At 55.3% G+C, this 16,253-nt stretch carries 14 protein-coding genes; 13 read left to right on the top strand and 1 reads right to left on the bottom strand.

Annotated features, from left to right (window positions below; genetic code table 11):
* The first annotated feature begins 56 nt into the window (after positions 1-56).
* The 8 genes from AB8880_03830 (at position 57) to puuE (ending at position 7,152) form a co-directional block, all read left to right on the top strand.
* On the top strand, positions 57-1,244 hold the full coding sequence (locus AB8880_03830) for an ABC transporter substrate-binding protein (protein XDZ67013.1): 1,188 nt from the start codon (positions 57-59) through the stop codon (positions 1,242-1,244).
* Between the two features lie 102 nt (positions 1,245-1,346).
* Entirely contained in the window at positions 1,347-2,216 is an 870-nt protein-coding gene (locus tag AB8880_03825) for a branched-chain amino acid ABC transporter permease (protein ID XDZ66535.1), read from the top strand.
* A 57-nt stretch (positions 2,217-2,273) separates the two neighbouring features.
* A complete protein-coding gene (locus tag AB8880_03820; GenBank protein XDZ66534.1) occupies positions 2,274-3,242 on the top strand; it encodes a branched-chain amino acid ABC transporter permease in 969 nt (322 codons plus the stop codon).
* An 8-nt stretch (positions 3,243-3,250) separates the two neighbouring features.
* The gene (locus AB8880_03815) at positions 3,251-4,030 is read left to right on the top strand and encodes an ABC transporter ATP-binding protein (protein XDZ66533.1); all 780 of its coding nucleotides are present in this window, start codon (positions 3,251-3,253) and stop codon (positions 4,028-4,030) included.
* Positions 4,031-4,032: 2 nt separating this feature from the next.
* Positions 4,033-4,755 (top strand): ABC transporter ATP-binding protein, encoded by a 723-nt coding sequence (locus AB8880_03810; protein XDZ66532.1) that lies wholly within the window; start codon positions 4,033-4,035, stop codon positions 4,753-4,755.
* Between the two features lie 2 nt (positions 4,756-4,757).
* Positions 4,758-5,471 carry an aspartate/glutamate racemase family protein gene (locus AB8880_03805; protein XDZ66531.1) on the top strand — a complete coding sequence of 238 codons (714 nt, stop codon included), beginning with the start codon at positions 4,758-4,760 and terminating at the stop codon, positions 5,469-5,471.
* 73 nt (positions 5,472-5,544) lie between these two features.
* A complete protein-coding gene (locus AB8880_03800; protein XDZ66530.1) occupies positions 5,545-6,192 on the top strand; it encodes a GntR family transcriptional regulator in 648 nt (215 codons plus the stop codon).
* A 24-nt stretch (positions 6,193-6,216) separates the two neighbouring features.
* Positions 6,217-7,152 (top strand): allantoinase PuuE, encoded by a 936-nt coding sequence (puuE, locus tag AB8880_03795; protein XDZ66529.1) that lies wholly within the window; start codon positions 6,217-6,219, stop codon positions 7,150-7,152.
* A 63-nt stretch (positions 7,153-7,215) separates the two neighbouring features.
* On the opposite strand, the gene AB8880_03790 is transcribed toward puuE, so the two are convergent.
* The gene (locus tag AB8880_03790; protein ID XDZ66528.1) at positions 7,216-9,636 is read right to left on the bottom strand and encodes an FAD-dependent oxidoreductase; all 2,421 of its coding nucleotides are present in this window, start codon (positions 9,634-9,636) and stop codon (positions 7,216-7,218) included.
* 121 nt (positions 9,637-9,757) lie between these two features.
* Here AB8880_03790 and AB8880_03785 point away from each other — a divergent pair, with 121 nt between their 5' ends.
* The 5 genes from AB8880_03785 to AB8880_03765 all read left to right on the top strand — a co-directional run bounded on the left by AB8880_03785 (position 9,758) and on the right by AB8880_03765 (position 16,244).
* A complete protein-coding gene (locus AB8880_03785) occupies positions 9,758-11,281 on the top strand; it encodes a trimethylamine methyltransferase family protein (GenBank protein ID XDZ66527.1) in 1,524 nt (507 codons plus the stop codon).
* A 177-nt stretch (positions 11,282-11,458) separates the two neighbouring features.
* Positions 11,459-12,418, top strand: a complete 960-nt coding sequence (locus AB8880_03780) for a glycine betaine ABC transporter substrate-binding protein (GenBank protein ID XDZ66526.1) — start codon at positions 11,459-11,461, stop codon at positions 12,416-12,418.
* Positions 12,419-12,553: 135 nt separating this feature from the next.
* A complete protein-coding gene (locus AB8880_03775) occupies positions 12,554-13,615 on the top strand; it encodes a glycine betaine/L-proline ABC transporter ATP-binding protein (GenBank protein XDZ66525.1) in 1,062 nt (353 codons plus the stop codon).
* Positions 13,612-15,162 carry an ABC transporter permease gene (locus AB8880_03770; GenBank protein XDZ66524.1) on the top strand — a complete coding sequence of 517 codons (1,551 nt, stop codon included), beginning with the start codon at positions 13,612-13,614 and terminating at the stop codon, positions 15,160-15,162. The genes AB8880_03775 and AB8880_03770 overlap by 4 nt, the downstream gene beginning before the upstream one ends.
* A gap of 83 nt (positions 15,163-15,245) precedes the next feature.
* Entirely contained in the window at positions 15,246-16,244 is a 999-nt protein-coding gene (locus tag AB8880_03765; GenBank protein ID XDZ66523.1) for a sterol desaturase family protein, read from the top strand.
* Positions 16,245-16,253: the final 9 nt, after the last annotated feature.

Below are 16,253 nucleotides of genomic sequence, written 5' to 3'. Positions count from 1 at the left end.
AGTTGAACTGTCACAGGCATTTCACGAACAAAAGGGAGATGAAAATGCGCGAACATATGAGAAAACTGACAACTCTGGCTGGAGCAGCAACGCTCGCCGCCGGGGTAGCCTTCAGTGCCATGACGGCACAGGCTGCCAATGAAGTCCTTAAAATCGGCTTTGTTGGCGTGACCAGCGGCCCGGCCGCCGCCTGGGGGACTTCAAATGTCCGCTCCATGCAGACCCGGGCTGAATGGATCAATGAGATGGGCGGTGTCAAGATCGGCAACACGACTTATGATGTGGAAATTGTCACCTTTGATGACCAGAAAGACCCGAAGCGGGCTATTGCCGGCATGGAAAAAATGGCCAAGGAAGGCATTCATTATGTGGTTGGACCAAACGTGGATGATGGCGCGGCTGCTGTCCGTCCTGTCGCCGAGCAGAACGATATCATCTATTTCCCCTATGCTTTCCCGAAAGAGCTCTACACCGCCCCGGCGTCCAACGCCGTTCTCGGAATGATTGCAAACTATCAGTCCGGTCCGGCCATCTACAAGTACCTTCGTGACAACAAGGGCGTGAAGAAAGTTGCCTTTGTCGCGGCCAATGAATCGGACCCGCTGAGCCAGCGTGATGGCGGGGTTGCCGCCGCCAAGGCACTTGGCCTTGACGTCGTTTCAAGCAACGTGACCTATCAGGTCGACACTACTGACTTCACCCCGGTGCTGACCCCGGTTCTGCAAAAGCGTCCGGACCTGCTGGTTCTTTCCGGCGTGGCACCAGCCAATGCCCCGCAGCTGATCCGTTCAGCACGTGAGCTTGGTTATCAGGGCCTGATTTCGACGGAAACCGCCCAGGACGCGACGGTGCTGAAAGAAGGTGCCGGCGATCTGGCGAACGGATTCATTTCCGTCGGCGGTGCCTCGACACCTGAAATTGCCTCCGAAAAGATGAAGGAATTCGTCACGCGCTACACCAAGATGTTCGGTGAGTACAATGACGAATCCAACACCAAGGTATACGCGCTTGAGTATATCCTTGAGACCATGAAGGCAAACCCGAAAGCCATCGATGATGTCAATGAGTTCAAGAAGACCATCAATACGCTTTCCGTCCCCAACATCTACATGAAGGGCGACAGCAAGCTGAAATATGTTGGCAACAGTTCATTCGGCCAGAAGCGTCAGATCTTCGTGCCGATGGTTGTCAATGAATACAGGAACGGTGCGTTCGAAACACTGTTCATTGCCGAAGTCGACTAAATCCTCCCAAGTTGGCCCTGGCCAGTGCATTGCGCTGGCCGGGGTTTACCACGAAACAGAAAGCATCTATCTGTTTCAACCCAAATGTTCTGGAGCCCCAAGATGGAACAGATCATCGTCAACGGATTATACTTAGGCGCCCAATATGCGCTGATTGCGCTTGGCCTGACCTTGATTTTCTCCTTGATGAATGTGCTGAATTTCGCCCATGGACAGCTTTATGTCATCGGCGGATTCGTGACCTACACGGTTTCGGTCAAGCTTGGCATGCCCTATATTGTGGCCCTGATCAGCGCCGGTGTGTCTCTTGCCATCATCGGGGCCATTCTTGAAAAATTCCTTTTCCGGCCGGTGATCCGAAAATCCGTGCGGGAAGAAAGCACGATGTTGCTGGCCGCTGGCGTGGCCTTTTTCCTCGATGCGCTGATCCTCCTGCTGTTTGGTGAAAAACAACGGGGTATTCCCAAGATCGTCAATGGCGTCTTCAACTGGGATTTCCGCATCATCATGCCTTACGACCGGATTCTGATCGGCTGCCTTGCGGTACTTTTCATCGTTCTTTTCATCACCTATATGCAGTATTCCAAAACCGGGCGGGCGATGCGTGCCCTTGCCCAGGACAAGGTGGCGGCCCAACTGATGGGGGTGAATGTCGAATTGTATTCGATGATCGGCTTCGCGCTTGCGGCGATGCTGGCCGGAACTGTGGGGGGACTGCTCGTCAGCATAACCGGGGTTAACCTCGGCATGGGCGGGCCGACCTCGATCAAGGCGTTCATGATGGTCATGATCGGTGGCGCCGGGGTGATTTCAGGCGCTATCGCGGGCGGTTTCATCCTCGGCATGCTCGAATCCATCGGCCTAACGGTTCTGTCGGATTTCGGCGATATCACCTATCTGGTCATTTTTGCCAGCCTCATGGTGTTTCTTGCCATCCGGCCCCAGGGCCTCATGGGCAAACCCTGGGGGTAGAATCATGCCGGTAATGATCAGCTTGAGCCGGCGATGCAACTGGCGGGAGATTGGAACATGTTAACATTGCAGGCAAAGATATCTGCCCTGGCCTTCGCGCTGTTGCTCATTTTCGGCGTGCCGTATCTGATTGAGATATCCGGACGCTGGGATCTTTATTACACGCTGACTTCGGTTGCCCTTCTTTCGATTGCGAGCGCCGGCGTCTGGCTCACCTTCTATATTGGGCGGATCAATATCGGCCAGGGGGCCTTTGCCCTTGTCGGCGGATATACTTCGGCCATTCTGGTGGTCAAATATGGCGTATCGTTCTGGTTGACGATCCCTCTTGCCGGGCTGATGTGCATTCTGGTGGCGGTGCTTGTCGGCCTGCCCATCCTGCGTCTGCGCGGGGTGTATTTTGCCATGGTCACGCTGGTGATGACCGAGGTTGCCCGCCTTACGGCTCTGGCGCTGCCCATCACCAATGGCGCCAAGGGGATTTCCTCCATCCCGCTTCCGGGCGGGGTCAGCCTGTTCGGCCTGACCCTGATCCCGGATTTCGCCGAGCTTGAGAATGTCAAACGCGGGTTCTTCTATGTCGCGGTTGTGCTGATGCTGATAACCTTTGCGGGCATGTATCGGCTGGTCAATTCCAGGATCGGGCATCTTTGCCGATCCCTTCAGCAGAACGAGGAACTGGCCTCCTCCATCGGGGTCAATATCGCCAAGCTCCGGCTTATCGCCTTTTCCATATCCTCCTTTATGGGCGGGGTGGCCGGAGCGATTTTCGTGGGCATCTCGCAGTCCATCTACCCGGCAAGCTTTCCGGTGAAGGACTCCGTTGACTTCATGCTCAACTGTTTCCTTGGCGGGCTTGGCTATGTCTTCGGGCCGATGCTGGGCACGCTCGTCAACTACTTTGGCTGGGATCTTCTCTTTACCGCGGGTGAATACCAGCTCCTGATCTATTCCTCGCTACTCATTTTCCTGATGCTGACCCTTCCCAACGGGCTTTTGAGCATCTTCAGCAAGATGAAGAATTAGGAGCCGGCATGACAACAATCCTCGAAGTCAGAAACCTCACCAAGAAATTCGGCGGCCTCACCGCTGTTTCGGATGTCAGTTTTTCTGTCCACACGAATGAGATCCTGTCGGTGATCGGGCCGAACGGGGCGGGCAAATCCACCCTCTTCAAACTGATCGCCTCCTTCCTGCGCACCACATCAGGCGAAGTGCTGTTCGAGGGGCGGAAAATCTCCAACATGTCGCCGCATCAGGCCGCCAAACTCGGCGTGGTGCGGACATTTCAGGAAACAACCGTATTCAAGAGCATGACCGTGCGCGACAATATCATCGTCTCACATCACTTGAGCTCCAGCGCTGGTCTTTTCGGGTTTTTTCTCGGCACGCCGGCGGCCATCGCGGATGAAGCCGCTTTCGGGAAATCCGCCGATGACATTATCTCCTTCCTCGGCATGGATGATATCCGCAATGAACTGGCCAGCAATCTGCCCCAGGGTCATTTGCGGGCGCTCGGCATGGCGATCGGTCTTGCAACCAAGCCAAAACTCCTCCTGCTGGATGAACCTTTTGCAGGGATGAACCACGATGAAACCATGCATATGGTGGAACTTGTACGCGGGGTGCGTGACCGCGACGTAACCGTGCTTCTGGTTGAGCACGACATGGCGGCAGTGATGAAGATCTCGGACCGGCTGGTCGTGCTCAATTTCGGGGAAAAGATCGCCGAAGGTACCCCTTCGGAAATTCAGAACAATCCCAGGGTTATCGAAGCATACCTTGGCAGTGAAGATGATGCGGTAGGGTTTTAGAGATGGAACCGTTGCTGAAATTTGAAGATGTCGAACTTTATTATGACCATGTCTATGCGCTGAAAGGTGTTTCCATCCGGCTGGATGTTGGCGAGACCGTTGCCCTGATCGGGGCCAATGGCGCGGGCAAATCCTCCATTCTGCGCGCCATTACCGGCCTTGCCCGTCCGCGATCCGGCAGCATCACCTATAAGCAGGAAAGCCTGCTTGACTATGATGCGGCCTCCATCGTGAAAAAAGGGATCGCCATGGTACCGGAAGGACGGCGGGTCTTCCCCTATATGAGCGTGAAGGACAACCTCCTGATGGGGGCTTTCAGCCGCTCCGACAAGGACGGGATCAAGGATACGCTCGAAAGCGTGCTGACCCGCTTTCCCCGCCTGCGTGAACGCTATGGACAGATGGCCGGAACATTGAGCGGCGGCGAGCAGCAGATGATGGTTATCGGCCGGGCTCTGATGGCCAGGCCCAACCTGCTTCTGCTTGATGAGCCATCGCTTGGTATCGCCCCGAAACTGGTGCAGGAAATCGCCCGTTCCATCATCTCGATCAATCGTGAAGAGAATGTGTCGGTTCTGCTGGTGGAACAGAACTCTAAAATGGCACTCAGCATTTCAAACCGCGCCTATGCTCTTACCACAGGATCGGTTGCGGTAGAGGGTAAATCCGCTGATCTCCTTGATGATCCAAGGATCAAGGCGGCGTATCTCGGGGGGGAGATTTAGGGATGGACGGCAAGCCTGAAATCGTGGTGATCAACCCGAATACGACCGCCGCCATGACCGATCGCATACGCGTTGTTGCCGCAGAAGCGGCGGGAGATCGGCTTGATCTGAATGTATTGAACCCTGAGCACGGCCCCGTCAGCATCGAAGGATATTATGATGAGGCGCTGTCCCTTGCAGGACTGCTCGAGGTTGTCAGTTCCTTTCCGAAAGCGGATGGGTTCGTCATCGCCTGTTTTGATGATACCGGACTTGATGCAGCACGCTGCGCAACAGCGGCACCGGTGGTGGGAATTGGCGAGGCGGCGTATCATATGGCCTCGATGATCGCCAATAAATTCGGGGTGGTGACCACGCTTTCACGGTCGGTGCCGGCGCTTGAACATAATCTGGTGCGATACGGGCTTGCTGCCAGATGTTCGGGCGTGCGGGCAAGTGATATCCCGGTGCTTGAACTCGAGACAGGGAACGGGGATGCCCTGGCGCGCATCAATACCGAAATACGCAATGCCATTGAAGTGGACAAGGCTGAAGCCATTGTTCTGGGATGTGCCGGCATGTCTGACCTTGCGGCCCATCTTGGCCAGGAGCATCAGGTGCCGATACTGGATGGAATTTCCTGTGCTGTTCGACTGGTTGAATCCATGGTTGCACTTGGACTTGAAAACAGTAAGATTGGCGGCTATGCATGGCCAAGAATGAAATTCTCGTCATGATAAGCAGAGGTTAAAGAGGATTTTTTTAGTCATGACAGCGGCGCGAAAACATGAACCAACCTGGTTAGCTGTGATGGAAAACCTTAAGGAGGCGATCATTTCGCACCGTCTGGCGCCAGGTACACGCTTGGCCGAGGATGAACTGTGCAACATTTATGGGCTGGGGCGCACGGTGATACGCACCGCGCTCAGGGCCCTTACACATGAAGGTCTGCTTACTCACCTGCCCAATCGTGGCGTTCATGTCTCCAAACCAACCAAGAGAGAGGCCCGGGATGTGTTTGAAGCGCGCTCACTGGTTGAGCCTTATATTGCCGGGCTGGCCTCATCCAGGGCAACCGCCGATGATATTGAAGAGCTTTCACGGCACCTCCTCAAGGAAAACGAGGCCCTCAAGGCTGGAAACAACAGCGACGCCATCACTTTATCCGCCGGATTTCATATCAAGATAGCGCGTATCGCCAACCACTCTATTCTGACCAATATTGTCGAAGAACTGGTATCAAGATCATCGCTGATTGTGTCGCTCTACTGGCGGCGCCAGGATACGATGTGTGAATGCAACGCCCATGATGCGCTGGTCCAGGCCATAGCTTCAGGTAATGAGGCCAGGGCAGGTCAGCTGATGGAAGATCATCTTGAGGATCTGGTCTCAGGCCTTGATCTGGATGATCGCCCGGATACGCGCCCCCTGCCCCTCCATGAAACACTCGGTTTCTGAAATCCATTCCTCCGGAGTTGTGCCATGCATGAGACTGAACTGAACGACAACTACCCCCGGGACATGGTCGGATACGGCCAGAACCCGCCGCAGGCCACCTGGCCTGGCGGGGCCCGGGTCGCGGTGCAGTTTGTGCTCAATTACGAAGAAGGTGGCGAGAACGCAATCCTCCATGGCGATGCAGCCTCGGAAGCCTTTCTTTCCGAGATCATCGGTGCATTGCCCTTTGAAGGCGCACGTCACATGTCCATGGAATCCATCTATGAATATGGCTCACGCGCCGGGGTCTGGCGTATCCTTGATCTGTTCCGCTCGCGTGGTGTGCCGCTCACGGTGTTCGGGGTGGCAATGGCAATGCAGCGCCACCCGGCGGTGATCGAACAGGCCCTCAAAGACGGTCATGAGATTGCCTCCCACGGATTGCGGTGGATCAATTATCACGGCATGGATATGGCCACCGAACGCGCCCATATGCAGGAAGCCATCGCCATTCACTCGGCAATTTGCGGGGAGCGTCCTCTTGGCTGGTATACCGGAAGGACCAGCGAAAATACCCGCGCTCTCGTGGCCGAGGAAGGTGGCTTTGTCTACGATGCCGATGACTATTCGGATGATCTGCCTTTCTGGTCCCGGATGTTGGATCGCCCGCATCTGGTCGTTCCCTACACGCTGGATACAAACGACATGCGCTTTGCCACCGCGCAAGGATTTCATACAGGCGAGCAGTTTGCCCGCTATCTGATCGATGCTTTTGATGTGCTCTATGAAGAAGGGGCAATAACGCCGAAGATGATGTCGATCGGTCTTCATTGCCGGCTGATCGGCCGGCCGGGGCGTTTCCGGGGGCTTGTCAAGTTTCTTGATCACGTCATGTCCCATGACAAGGCCTGGATCGCCCGGCGCATCGATATCGCAAATCATTGGATCAAGACCCATCCTTATCCGGGACCTGCGGCATAACCTGTCCGGATAGGCAATGGTTTTTCAGGTCATCGAATTCCCCTGAGGGGAAATCTGCGGGCATTATGTATGCTTGAGCTGCCTGTTTTCAGGATCATAAGGGCTCGGGGCAATCACGGTTGCCGCCTCTGGTATCCCGAGCACATCAACTTCCAGCCGGGTGCCAGTCTCCGCCTGATCGGGATCAACAAAGGCAAGGGCAAGGTTCATCCCAACCCGATATCCCCAGGCCGCCGAGGTGACGGTTCCGATCACCTGCCCATCCTTGCTGACCGACGCGCCGCCATGGCTCGGCGCATGGGTGCAATCAAACGCAAGGGTGACGAGATTTCGGCGCGGACCTTGATCCATCATCTTCTCGAGCGCTGCCTTGCCGATAAAGTCCTTGCCCATATCCACAAAACGGCCGAGGCCTGTCTCAAAAGGATTAAACTCGGTGATCAGATCCGCTTTCCAGTGCAGGTATCCCTTTTCCAGCCGCATCGATTCAATCGCCATTGAGCCGAAGAGACGCAAGCCATGGGCCTCGCCCGCTTTTCTGAGCGCGAGGTAACCGGCATAAAGCTGGTTATTTGGCAGATGGATTTCAAACGCCTCTTCGCCGGAAAAACTCACCGACATGATCACCGCAGGGGCGATACCGACAAAGCCTTCTCTCACCTGAAGCCAGCCAAATGCTTTGGCCGAACAGTCCATCCGGGTGACATCATCAAGCACCGCCCGGGCTTTCGGGCCCGCCAGCACAAGCGTGGTCATATCGTTTGTCAACCCCTTGAGACGGATCGAACCATCGGCCGGCAGATGCGCCTTGAGCCATTCCATGTCATGATATTCCGCCGCCGCCGCGGACCCGTACCAAAGGCGTCCTTCGCTGATATTGGCAATCGTAGCCTCAGCCTTGACGTTGCCGTGATGATTGAGCATATAGCCAAGACCGACCCGGCCGATATCACGTCTGACGCGGCCGCAGAAAAGACCATCAAGCCAGTCATGAATCCCGGCGCCGGTGATTTCGATACGGTTGAAACCGCTGACTTCGGTCAGGCCAACAGTTGTATGGACAGCGTTGACCTCCTCGGCCACCACATCAAAGGTCTCATTAAAACGGAAACTGTGGGTTTCGCTGAAATCATCCGATGGTTTTATATAGGCTATCCGCTCCCAGCCATTGACGACGCCAAACTCCGCCCCTTCCGACGCCAGGACAGGTGTCAGCGGCGTGGTCTTTATCGGTCGTCCCGCTGGCCGGTGCTCATGGGGGAAATGAAACCGGAATTCATTCTGATAATCCTCAACAGCCTTGAGCGCGGTCAACTCGACATTGCCGTGACCAGTAAACCTTCTAGGATCAAGACACCAGGTATCGTAGCAGGCCTCGCCATGGGCAATCATCTGGGCCAGCAGCCAGCCATGGCCGCCGCCTTCCCCGACACCGGCACGCAGACCAATGATGCAGAAGGCGTTACGCCGGCCCGGCACAGGACCGACAAGAGGCGTTCCATCGATCGTATAGGTGATAGGGCCGTTCACCACGGTATGAATACCGGCATCCATCAGTGCAGGCATGCGTGCAAACGCCCCTTCCAGCACATCGGTCACCCGGTCAAGATCATCGGGGCAGAGGGCGTTGACAAAATTGGGATCAATGCCGTCCATCCCCCATGTCTTGCAGTTCTGCTCATAAAACCCGAGCAGAAGACCCTGTTTTTCCTGTCGGCAGTAATAATCCGAGATCGGGCAGCGCAGGAGTGGCATCCGGTGGCCGGCATCAATGATCCCCTGGATGGGTTCGGTGACAAAATACTGATGCTCCATGGACATGACCGGATGGTGCACCCCCATCATGGCACCGACCTCATTTACCCGATAGCCGCAGGCATTGACGACGATTTCGCAATCGATATCACCTTTGGTGGTGTGAACCACCCATGTATCGTCCTTCAACTGCGTCAGGGCAGTGACCGGGGTATGACGGTAGATTTCGGCTCCGGCGTTGCGGGCGCGGCGGGCCAGCGCCTGGCAAAGCTGGGCTGGGTCTATATCTCCATCGAGCGGATCCCACAGCCCGCCAAGCAGATTATCGGTGGAAATGAGTGGATGGCGGCGCGCGCATTCGGCCGCGTCGATTACCTCGAAATTCACCCCCATCCCCCGCGCCATGGAAGCAAAGTGACGATACCCTTCCATCTGGCTTTCGGTATTGGCAAGCCTGATCCCGCCATCGGCGTGATGATAGTTGATCGGATAATCGGGATCCGCGGCCAGTTCCTTGTAAAGCGCGATGGAATGGCTTTTCAGCCCGACCATCGTCTGATTCATGCCGAAATTGGTGACCTGCGCGGCCGAATGCCAGGTGGTTCCGGAGGTCAGTTCATCGCGCTCAACCAGCACCACATCTGTCCAGCCTTCCCGGGTCAGGTGATACAAGGTTGAACACCCCGCAATACCACCGCCGATAACAACCACGCGTGCTGAGGATTTCATTTGCCCGGCCCCCTTTTCCACCTTGCTATCTTGCACGGTCTGAAACCAAAGTTACAATGAAATTGATGCAGGTTGACGATATTGAATTAAACTTCCTGATTAATCTTGCCGGGATAAAGGCATGGAGAAAAGACCACAACGAAGCGGCGGGCGAAGCTCAAGACAAAAGCTGCGCGCCAGCAAAGGCAAGACTCCCAACCCGGCACCGCCTGGGCAGAAGGGCGGGCAGTACAGGCCGCTCAGTGATGCGGATATTGACCAGATCATCACCGCCGCGCTCAATCTCCTTGATACTCTCGGTATGGGAGAGGTGCCGCCTAGGCTGGCTGAACTCTTCCTCAGTAAAGGCGCGGAAAGACGGGACGATGGGCGCATCACCTTTCCCCTCTCCCTGACCGAAGATACGATAGCGCTTGCGGCCAGAAAGTTTGTTCTGCATGGCCGAGATCCGGACCGATCGATTGAAGTGGGCGGGGATAGCGTGCATTTCGGCACCGGTGGCGCCGCGGTGCAGACGCTTGATCTTGAAACCGGCACCTATCGCCCTTCCACCTTGCAGGATCTTTACGATTTCACCCGGCTGCAGGATCAACTCCAAAACGTGAGTTGGTTTACGCGTTGCTGCGTTGCCACGGATATTCCGGATAATTTCGATCTTGATGTGAATACCGTCTATGCTCTTCTTTGCGGAACAACAAAGCCCGTTGCCACTTCCTTCACCCTTGCCGAACATGTCGCGCCGATCGTGGCGATGCTTGATATCGCCGAAGGCGGCGACGGCAGGTTTTCCGCGCGTCCCTTCGTCAAGGCACATATCAGCCCGGTCATCTCGCCGATGCGTTTCGGCGAGGATGCGGTGGACGTCACCTATGCCTGTATTGAACATAATATCCCTTTATCCTGCATCACCGCCGCCCAGGCTGGCGCCACGGCACCTGCTACGCTTGCCGGTTTTCTGGTTCAGTCACTTGCCGAAACGCTTGCAAGCCTTCTGATGGTCAATCTCATACGCCCGGGCTATCCGATGGTTTTTTCAAACTGGCCTCTGGTGATTGACCTGCGCACCGGTGCCTTTTCTGGCGGCGGCGGTGAAACGGCTTTGCTCAATGCCGCCTCGGCCCAGCTCAGCAATGCTTTGGGGCTTCCCTCGGGCGTGGCGTCATCAATGACCGACGCCAAGGCCATCGATGCGCAATATGGAGCAGAAAAGGGAATAACCGCGCTTGCCGCCGGGCTGGCGGGAGGAAATCTCATCTATGAAAGCTCCGGGATGACCGCGGCCCTTCTAGGCGCCTCTTTTGAAGCATTTCTGCTGGATAACGACATGCACAGCGCCATCTATCGAACCCTTCGCGGCATTGAAGTCAACGACGACACCATTGCGCTTGAACATATTGAACATGCCATTCTCGGCGATGGCCATTTCCTCGGCCAGGACCAGACAATTGCCGCAATGGAACGAGATTATGTCTATCCCGTGCTTGCGAATCGCGACCCCCCTGTCACCTGGGATGAAACCGGCCGGATGACGATCTGGCAGAACGCCAACCAGCGGGCCCGGGAAATTCTGGCACAGTATCACCCGGAATATCTGGACACGAAATGCGCCACTAAAATTAAGGAAAAATTCAAAATTTATTTGTAAGATCCCTGCCGAGGGAGGGATTATTTTATCAGTTTTTTAAATTTAAGAACGCCAATTCAACGGCACCCAACACAAAAATCAAACTAAGTTATTGAGGAAATCGATATATAAATTAATGGCTTGAAGGTTCATCGAAAAAAGGGCTAATCTTTTTTCATCAAAACTGGGAGGAACTCCATGATTAAAACCATTACCAAAAATATTCTGGCCGGGGCGGTATGCTCTGCGCTGCTTGCTCCTGCGGCTTTTGCTGCGGATGTCGTGATCGGTGTGCCGAACTGGCCCTCGGTTCGAGTGACCGCGCATGTGCTGAAGGTTGCGCTTGAAGACAACCTTGGCCTTGAAGTCGAACTGCAGAACGGCACCAACCCCGTGGTTTTCGAAGCCATGGATGCCGGCTCCATGCACGTGCATCCCGAAGTGTGGCTGCCGAACCAGACCAACCTGCATAACAAATACGTGAAGGAAAACAAGACCGTCCGGATTAACCCCAATGGCGTTGCTGGTGACCAGGCGATGTGCGTGACCAAGGGAACCGCAGATCGCATCGGCATTACCGATCTGTCCCAGCTTTCCAACCCTGACATGGCCAAGAATTTTGACACCGATGGCGACGGCAAGGGCGAGATCTGGATCGGCGCAGCCGGCTGGGCTTCAACCAATGTTGAGAAAATCCGTGCCAAGTCCTATGGCTATAATGAAACCATGCAGCTCAAGGAAATGGATGAGTCCCTGGCACTTGCAGAAGTCGATGCCGCTGTTGCCGGCAACAAGAACATTGTTTTCTTCTGCTACACGCCGCACCACATGTTTGCCCTGCATGAGCTGGTCATCCTGAAAGAGCCGAAACATGATCCCGCCAAGTGGAATGTCAAGCAGCCTACCGATGGCGCAGACTGGCTTGAAGTCTCCGAGGCAGGCGTTGCATGGGATACGGCGTATCTGCATATCCATTACGCGGCAAACCTGGAATCCAGCCACCCGGAAGCAGCCAAACTGCTGGGTAATGCAAAGTTTGACACGGATACGATTTCCCAGATGACCTATGCGGTTGTTGTGGAAAAACAGGATCCGGCAGCCTTTGCCAAGGACTGGGTCAGCAAGAACGGCGATGCCGTGGACAGCTGGCTGAAATAATCCCTCTGATTTGAGGATGAATGGCAGCGTTCCTTCATGGCGCTGCCATTCTATCAGATACAAGACGCATCAAAATCCGCGGCGATTGTCCTTTGAGGGAACGACGCTATAGTCAAGCCCGGGGGGAATAATGATATGCAGCCAGCAACCCACAACGATATGATCGTTCTTGAAAACGTATGGAAGATTTTTGGCCATAATGCCGATGAAGCGATGGCCGCGATCAAGGAACGCAATCTTTCCAAAAATGACGTGCTGGCTGAATTCGGCTGTGTGGTCGGCATTGCGGACTGCTCCTTTTCCGTCAGGAAAGGCGAAGTCTTCTGCGTCATGGGGCTTTCCGGCTCCGGCAAATCGACGATGGTCCGGCATCTTAACCGGCTGATCGAACCAACCGCTGGCCGCATCCATGTGCTTGGCCGGGATATGCTGGCGCTCAATGATGCGGACCTTCGGGCCATGCGGGCACGGGAAATCGGCATGGTTTTTCAGCATATGGCCCTGCTCCCCCATCGCACGGTCCGGGACAATGTCGCCTTCCCGCTTCAGATCAGGGGTGAGTCGAAAGCCAAAAGGTGGGACGTCTCCCAGCGCTGTCTTGCAATGGTAAATCTCGAAGGGTATGAAGACCGCTTTCCGAGCGAGCTTTCAGGCGGCATGCAGCAGCGTGTCGGCCTCGCACGGGCGCTGGCATCAGACCCGGATGTTCTCCTGATGGATGAGCCTTTTTCCGCCCTTGACCCGCTGATCCGGCGTCAGTTGCAGGACCAGTTCATGGAACTGTCGCAGAAACTCCACAAGACCACGGTTTTTATCACCCATGATCTCGATGAAGCCATTCGCATCGGGGACCGCATCGCCATCATGAAGGACGGCCGGATTGTGCAGATCGGCACACCTGAGGAAATCGTGACCCAACCTGCCGATGATTACGTGCGTGATTTTGTCGAAGGCATTTCCAAACTGAAACTTGTTTTCGCCCATTCGATCATGGTGCCGCTTGCTGAATTCAAGCCCCCGCGGGGCCAGAAACTGGATGCAGCACCCAGAGCAAGCCATTCGGCCAGCCTGGATGAGTTGATTGATATTTCGGCCACCACCACGCATCCCATCGTCATTCAGGATGATAAAGGAAAAGATATCGGCGTGGTCGACAAGACAACCCTGCTCAAGGGAATTCAGGGAGGCAAAGCATGACCGAACCCGTGGACAAGCAGAATCTCTCAGCTTCGATTGACACATTTGCCGTAAGCCAGACCGATTTCTACGCCCGCGAGTTTACCCGCATTCAGGAAGCGGAAGGATTTGTTTTCACCTGGAACAGCATGGCCGCGCTCTTTGGCCCGTTATGGGGAGCGATGCGCGGTATCTGGGGATTTTTCTGGATCTTTCTCGTGCTGGAAATGTTTGCACTCGTGCAGGTAGGGCGCGGATTATGGGGGGAACTTGGCGGCGACAAACTTGAGCGCTACGAAAGACTGGCCACGAATATTGCGAAACGTGAATCGCAGGCAGCCGAATTGCTGGCCGCGGGCGATGCCGCGGGCGCGGAAAGCAAACTCAAGATTGCCAATAACCTCAAAAAAGCGGCCGAAACCGCCTTGCTGGAGGCCCAGGAAGCGGCATCTCAGGCCACGACGGTGCTTGTCACCGGCCTCCTCTTGCTTTTGGCGGTCAAGCTTCTTGAAGGTTTCTACGCCAATCATGCCTATGAGCGGCAGTATCTCAAATGGCGCTCCAACCCCAGAATCCAGGCTGGCACAAGCATCAAGGGAGCCATCTGGGGAATAGTGCTTGTCATCTGTATCCTGCCGCTGACGCTGATCCGTTTCACGGTGGTGAAGACCGATGAAGCCTTGTCGGGTTTCACCGGCGGCGTGCTGGGGGATAACCTGCCCATGACCGAATTCCCTATCGGCAAGGAATATTTCACCATTCTTTCGGCCTATGGCGATGACGGGTTTGACTGGCTTGCCGATCGATTTGGCGGTGTCTTTGATGGCATAACCCATATGATCCGGACGGTTCTTGACAGTATTGAAATCCTTCTCATCGGCACCCCCTGGCCGGTGGTGATGGTCGTGATCGTGGTGGCCGCTTTCCGTCTTGCCGGGGTAAGGGTTGCTATTTTCACCGCCGCAGCGCTTGCCTATCTCGCCTTCATGGGATTGTGGGAAATTTCCATGATCACCGTTGCGCTGATCGGCACGGGGGCGTTTCTGTGCATCCTCTTCGGCATCCCGCTTGGGATCTGGTTTGGCAAAAGCCAGCGCGCCTACAGAACAGCTGAACCCGTGCTGGATTTCATGCAGACCATGCCGGCTTTTGTCTATCTCATCCCGATCATCGCCTTCTTCGGCACCGGCAAGCCTCCGGGGGTTCTGGCAACGTTGATCTTTGCCATGCCGCCGGTGATCCGCCTGACCGCGCTCGGTATGCGCGGCGTGCCTGAAACCACCAAGGAAGCAGCGCTGGCGTTTGGCTGTTCACGCCGTCAACTGCTCTGGAACGTGGAATTGCCGCTGGCCATGCCATCGATCATGACCGGAATCAACCAGACGATCCTGATGAGCCTTTCCATGGTGGTGATTGCCTCGCTGATCGGAGCGGAAGGCCTGGGTGCACTGATCCTTGAAGCATTGCAATACGCCGCCAAGGGGCAAGGGTTGCTCGGCGGGCTTGCGATCCTTTTCTGCGCCATGGTCATCGACCGAGTGGCGCAAGGAGCGTATAGAAAACGCTAGAACCGGTTTTTATCGCTTTGATCTTTAGGGTGAGATGACATGGGAAAAACGATTTCAGCTCGCATGAGTGTCAGGGTCAGGCGATGAAAGAGGAGAAGGACAAAACCGGTTTTGCTGGAAAATGGAATCATGTCCCGCCGGTACCTATCGGCGTATCCCCTCTCTTTTCCTTGCCCCTTGATCTCAGCGCCATTCTGCGCTGGACCGCCCGGCAATGGCTGGTCGTGACCGAGCGGTCGATCCTGATCCTCATCAGCCTTCTGTCGTGGATATTCTTCCAGCCGTCTCTTGAAGTGACGGCAACACTTTCCCCTGACTGGATCGCGCTTCTCTATATCCGGAATCTTGTGCTGATGATTGCGGTGGCGGGCGGGCTGCATCTCTATTTCTATGGCCGGAAAAGACAGGGTGACAGGCTGCGCTATGACACGCGTGATCTATCGGACATGAAGAAGCTATTTTCGTTCAACAGCCAGTTTGCCGATAATGTCTTCTGGACGCTGGTAAGCGGCGTTACTGTCTGGACCTTCTATGAAGTGCTGATGTTCTGGGCCATGGGCAACGGATACACGCCTGTTCTCTTATGGGCAGACAACCCCTTGTGGTTCGTTCTTCTGTTTCTGCTGACCCCGATCTGGATTTCGTTTCATTTCTACTGGGTGCATCGCTGGCTTCACTGGCCGCCGCTCTATCGGCTGGCGCATGCACTGCATCACCGCAACACCAATATCGGCCCCTGGTCCGGGCTTTCGATGCATCCCGTCGAGCATGTGATTTTCTTCTCTTCAATCCTGATCCATTTCATTCTGCCCTCAAGCCCTGTTCATATCCTTTTCCATATGCAGCATCAGTCCCTGACCGCCGCAACATCCCATACAGGTTATGAAGCCTTGCTGATGAAGGACAAGAAGCATCTGGCGCTCGGCACCTTTCATCACCAGATGCATCACCGCTATTTTGACTGCAATTACGGCAATCTGGAAATGCCATGGGATAAATGGTTCGGCTCCTTCCATGATGGAACGGAAAGCTCCCATTCAGCCTTCCGGGAACGGCGACGGCGTCTCCTGGCAAAGGGATAGGAGCGCCCT

The organism is Alphaproteobacteria bacterium LSUCC0684 (assembly GCA_041228335.1).
In the GTDB taxonomy this organism is placed as follows: domain Bacteria; phylum Pseudomonadota; class Alphaproteobacteria; order Puniceispirillales; family UBA1172.
This window is presented reverse-complemented; position numbering and strand designations above follow the sequence as displayed.

What these genes read in the sequence shown, in the direction of transcription:
- AB8880_03830 (XDZ67013.1), top strand. Translation starts at nt 57, where the DNA reads ATGAGAAAACTGACAACTCTGGCTGGAGCAGCAACGCTCGCCGCCGGG.
- AB8880_03825 (XDZ66535.1), top strand. Translation starts at nt 1,347, where the DNA reads ATGGAACAGATCATCGTCAACGGATTATACTTAGGCGCCCAATATGCG.
- AB8880_03820 (XDZ66534.1), top strand. Translation starts at nt 2,274, where the DNA reads ATGTTAACATTGCAGGCAAAGATATCTGCCCTGGCCTTCGCGCTGTTG.
- AB8880_03815 (XDZ66533.1), top strand. Translation starts at nt 3,251, where the DNA reads ATGACAACAATCCTCGAAGTCAGAAACCTCACCAAGAAATTCGGCGGC.
- AB8880_03810 (XDZ66532.1), top strand. Translation starts at nt 4,033, where the DNA reads ATGGAACCGTTGCTGAAATTTGAAGATGTCGAACTTTATTATGACCAT.
- AB8880_03805 (XDZ66531.1), top strand. Translation starts at nt 4,758, where the DNA reads ATGGACGGCAAGCCTGAAATCGTGGTGATCAACCCGAATACGACCGCC.
- AB8880_03800 (XDZ66530.1), top strand. Translation starts at nt 5,545, where the DNA reads ATGGAAAACCTTAAGGAGGCGATCATTTCGCACCGTCTGGCGCCAGGT.
- puuE (XDZ66529.1), top strand. Translation starts at nt 6,217, where the DNA reads ATGCATGAGACTGAACTGAACGACAACTACCCCCGGGACATGGTCGGA.
- AB8880_03790 (XDZ66528.1), bottom strand. Translation starts at nt 9,636, where the DNA reads ATGAAATCCTCAGCACGCGTGGTTGTTATCGGCGGTGGTATTGCGGGG.
- AB8880_03785 (XDZ66527.1), top strand. Translation starts at nt 9,758, where the DNA reads ATGGAGAAAAGACCACAACGAAGCGGCGGGCGAAGCTCAAGACAAAAG.
- AB8880_03780 (XDZ66526.1), top strand. Translation starts at nt 11,459, where the DNA reads ATGATTAAAACCATTACCAAAAATATTCTGGCCGGGGCGGTATGCTCT.
- AB8880_03775 (XDZ66525.1), top strand. Translation starts at nt 12,554, where the DNA reads ATGCAGCCAGCAACCCACAACGATATGATCGTTCTTGAAAACGTATGG.
- AB8880_03770 (XDZ66524.1), top strand. Translation starts at nt 13,612, where the DNA reads ATGACCGAACCCGTGGACAAGCAGAATCTCTCAGCTTCGATTGACACA.
- AB8880_03765 (XDZ66523.1), top strand. Translation starts at nt 15,246, where the DNA reads ATGAAAGAGGAGAAGGACAAAACCGGTTTTGCTGGAAAATGGAATCAT.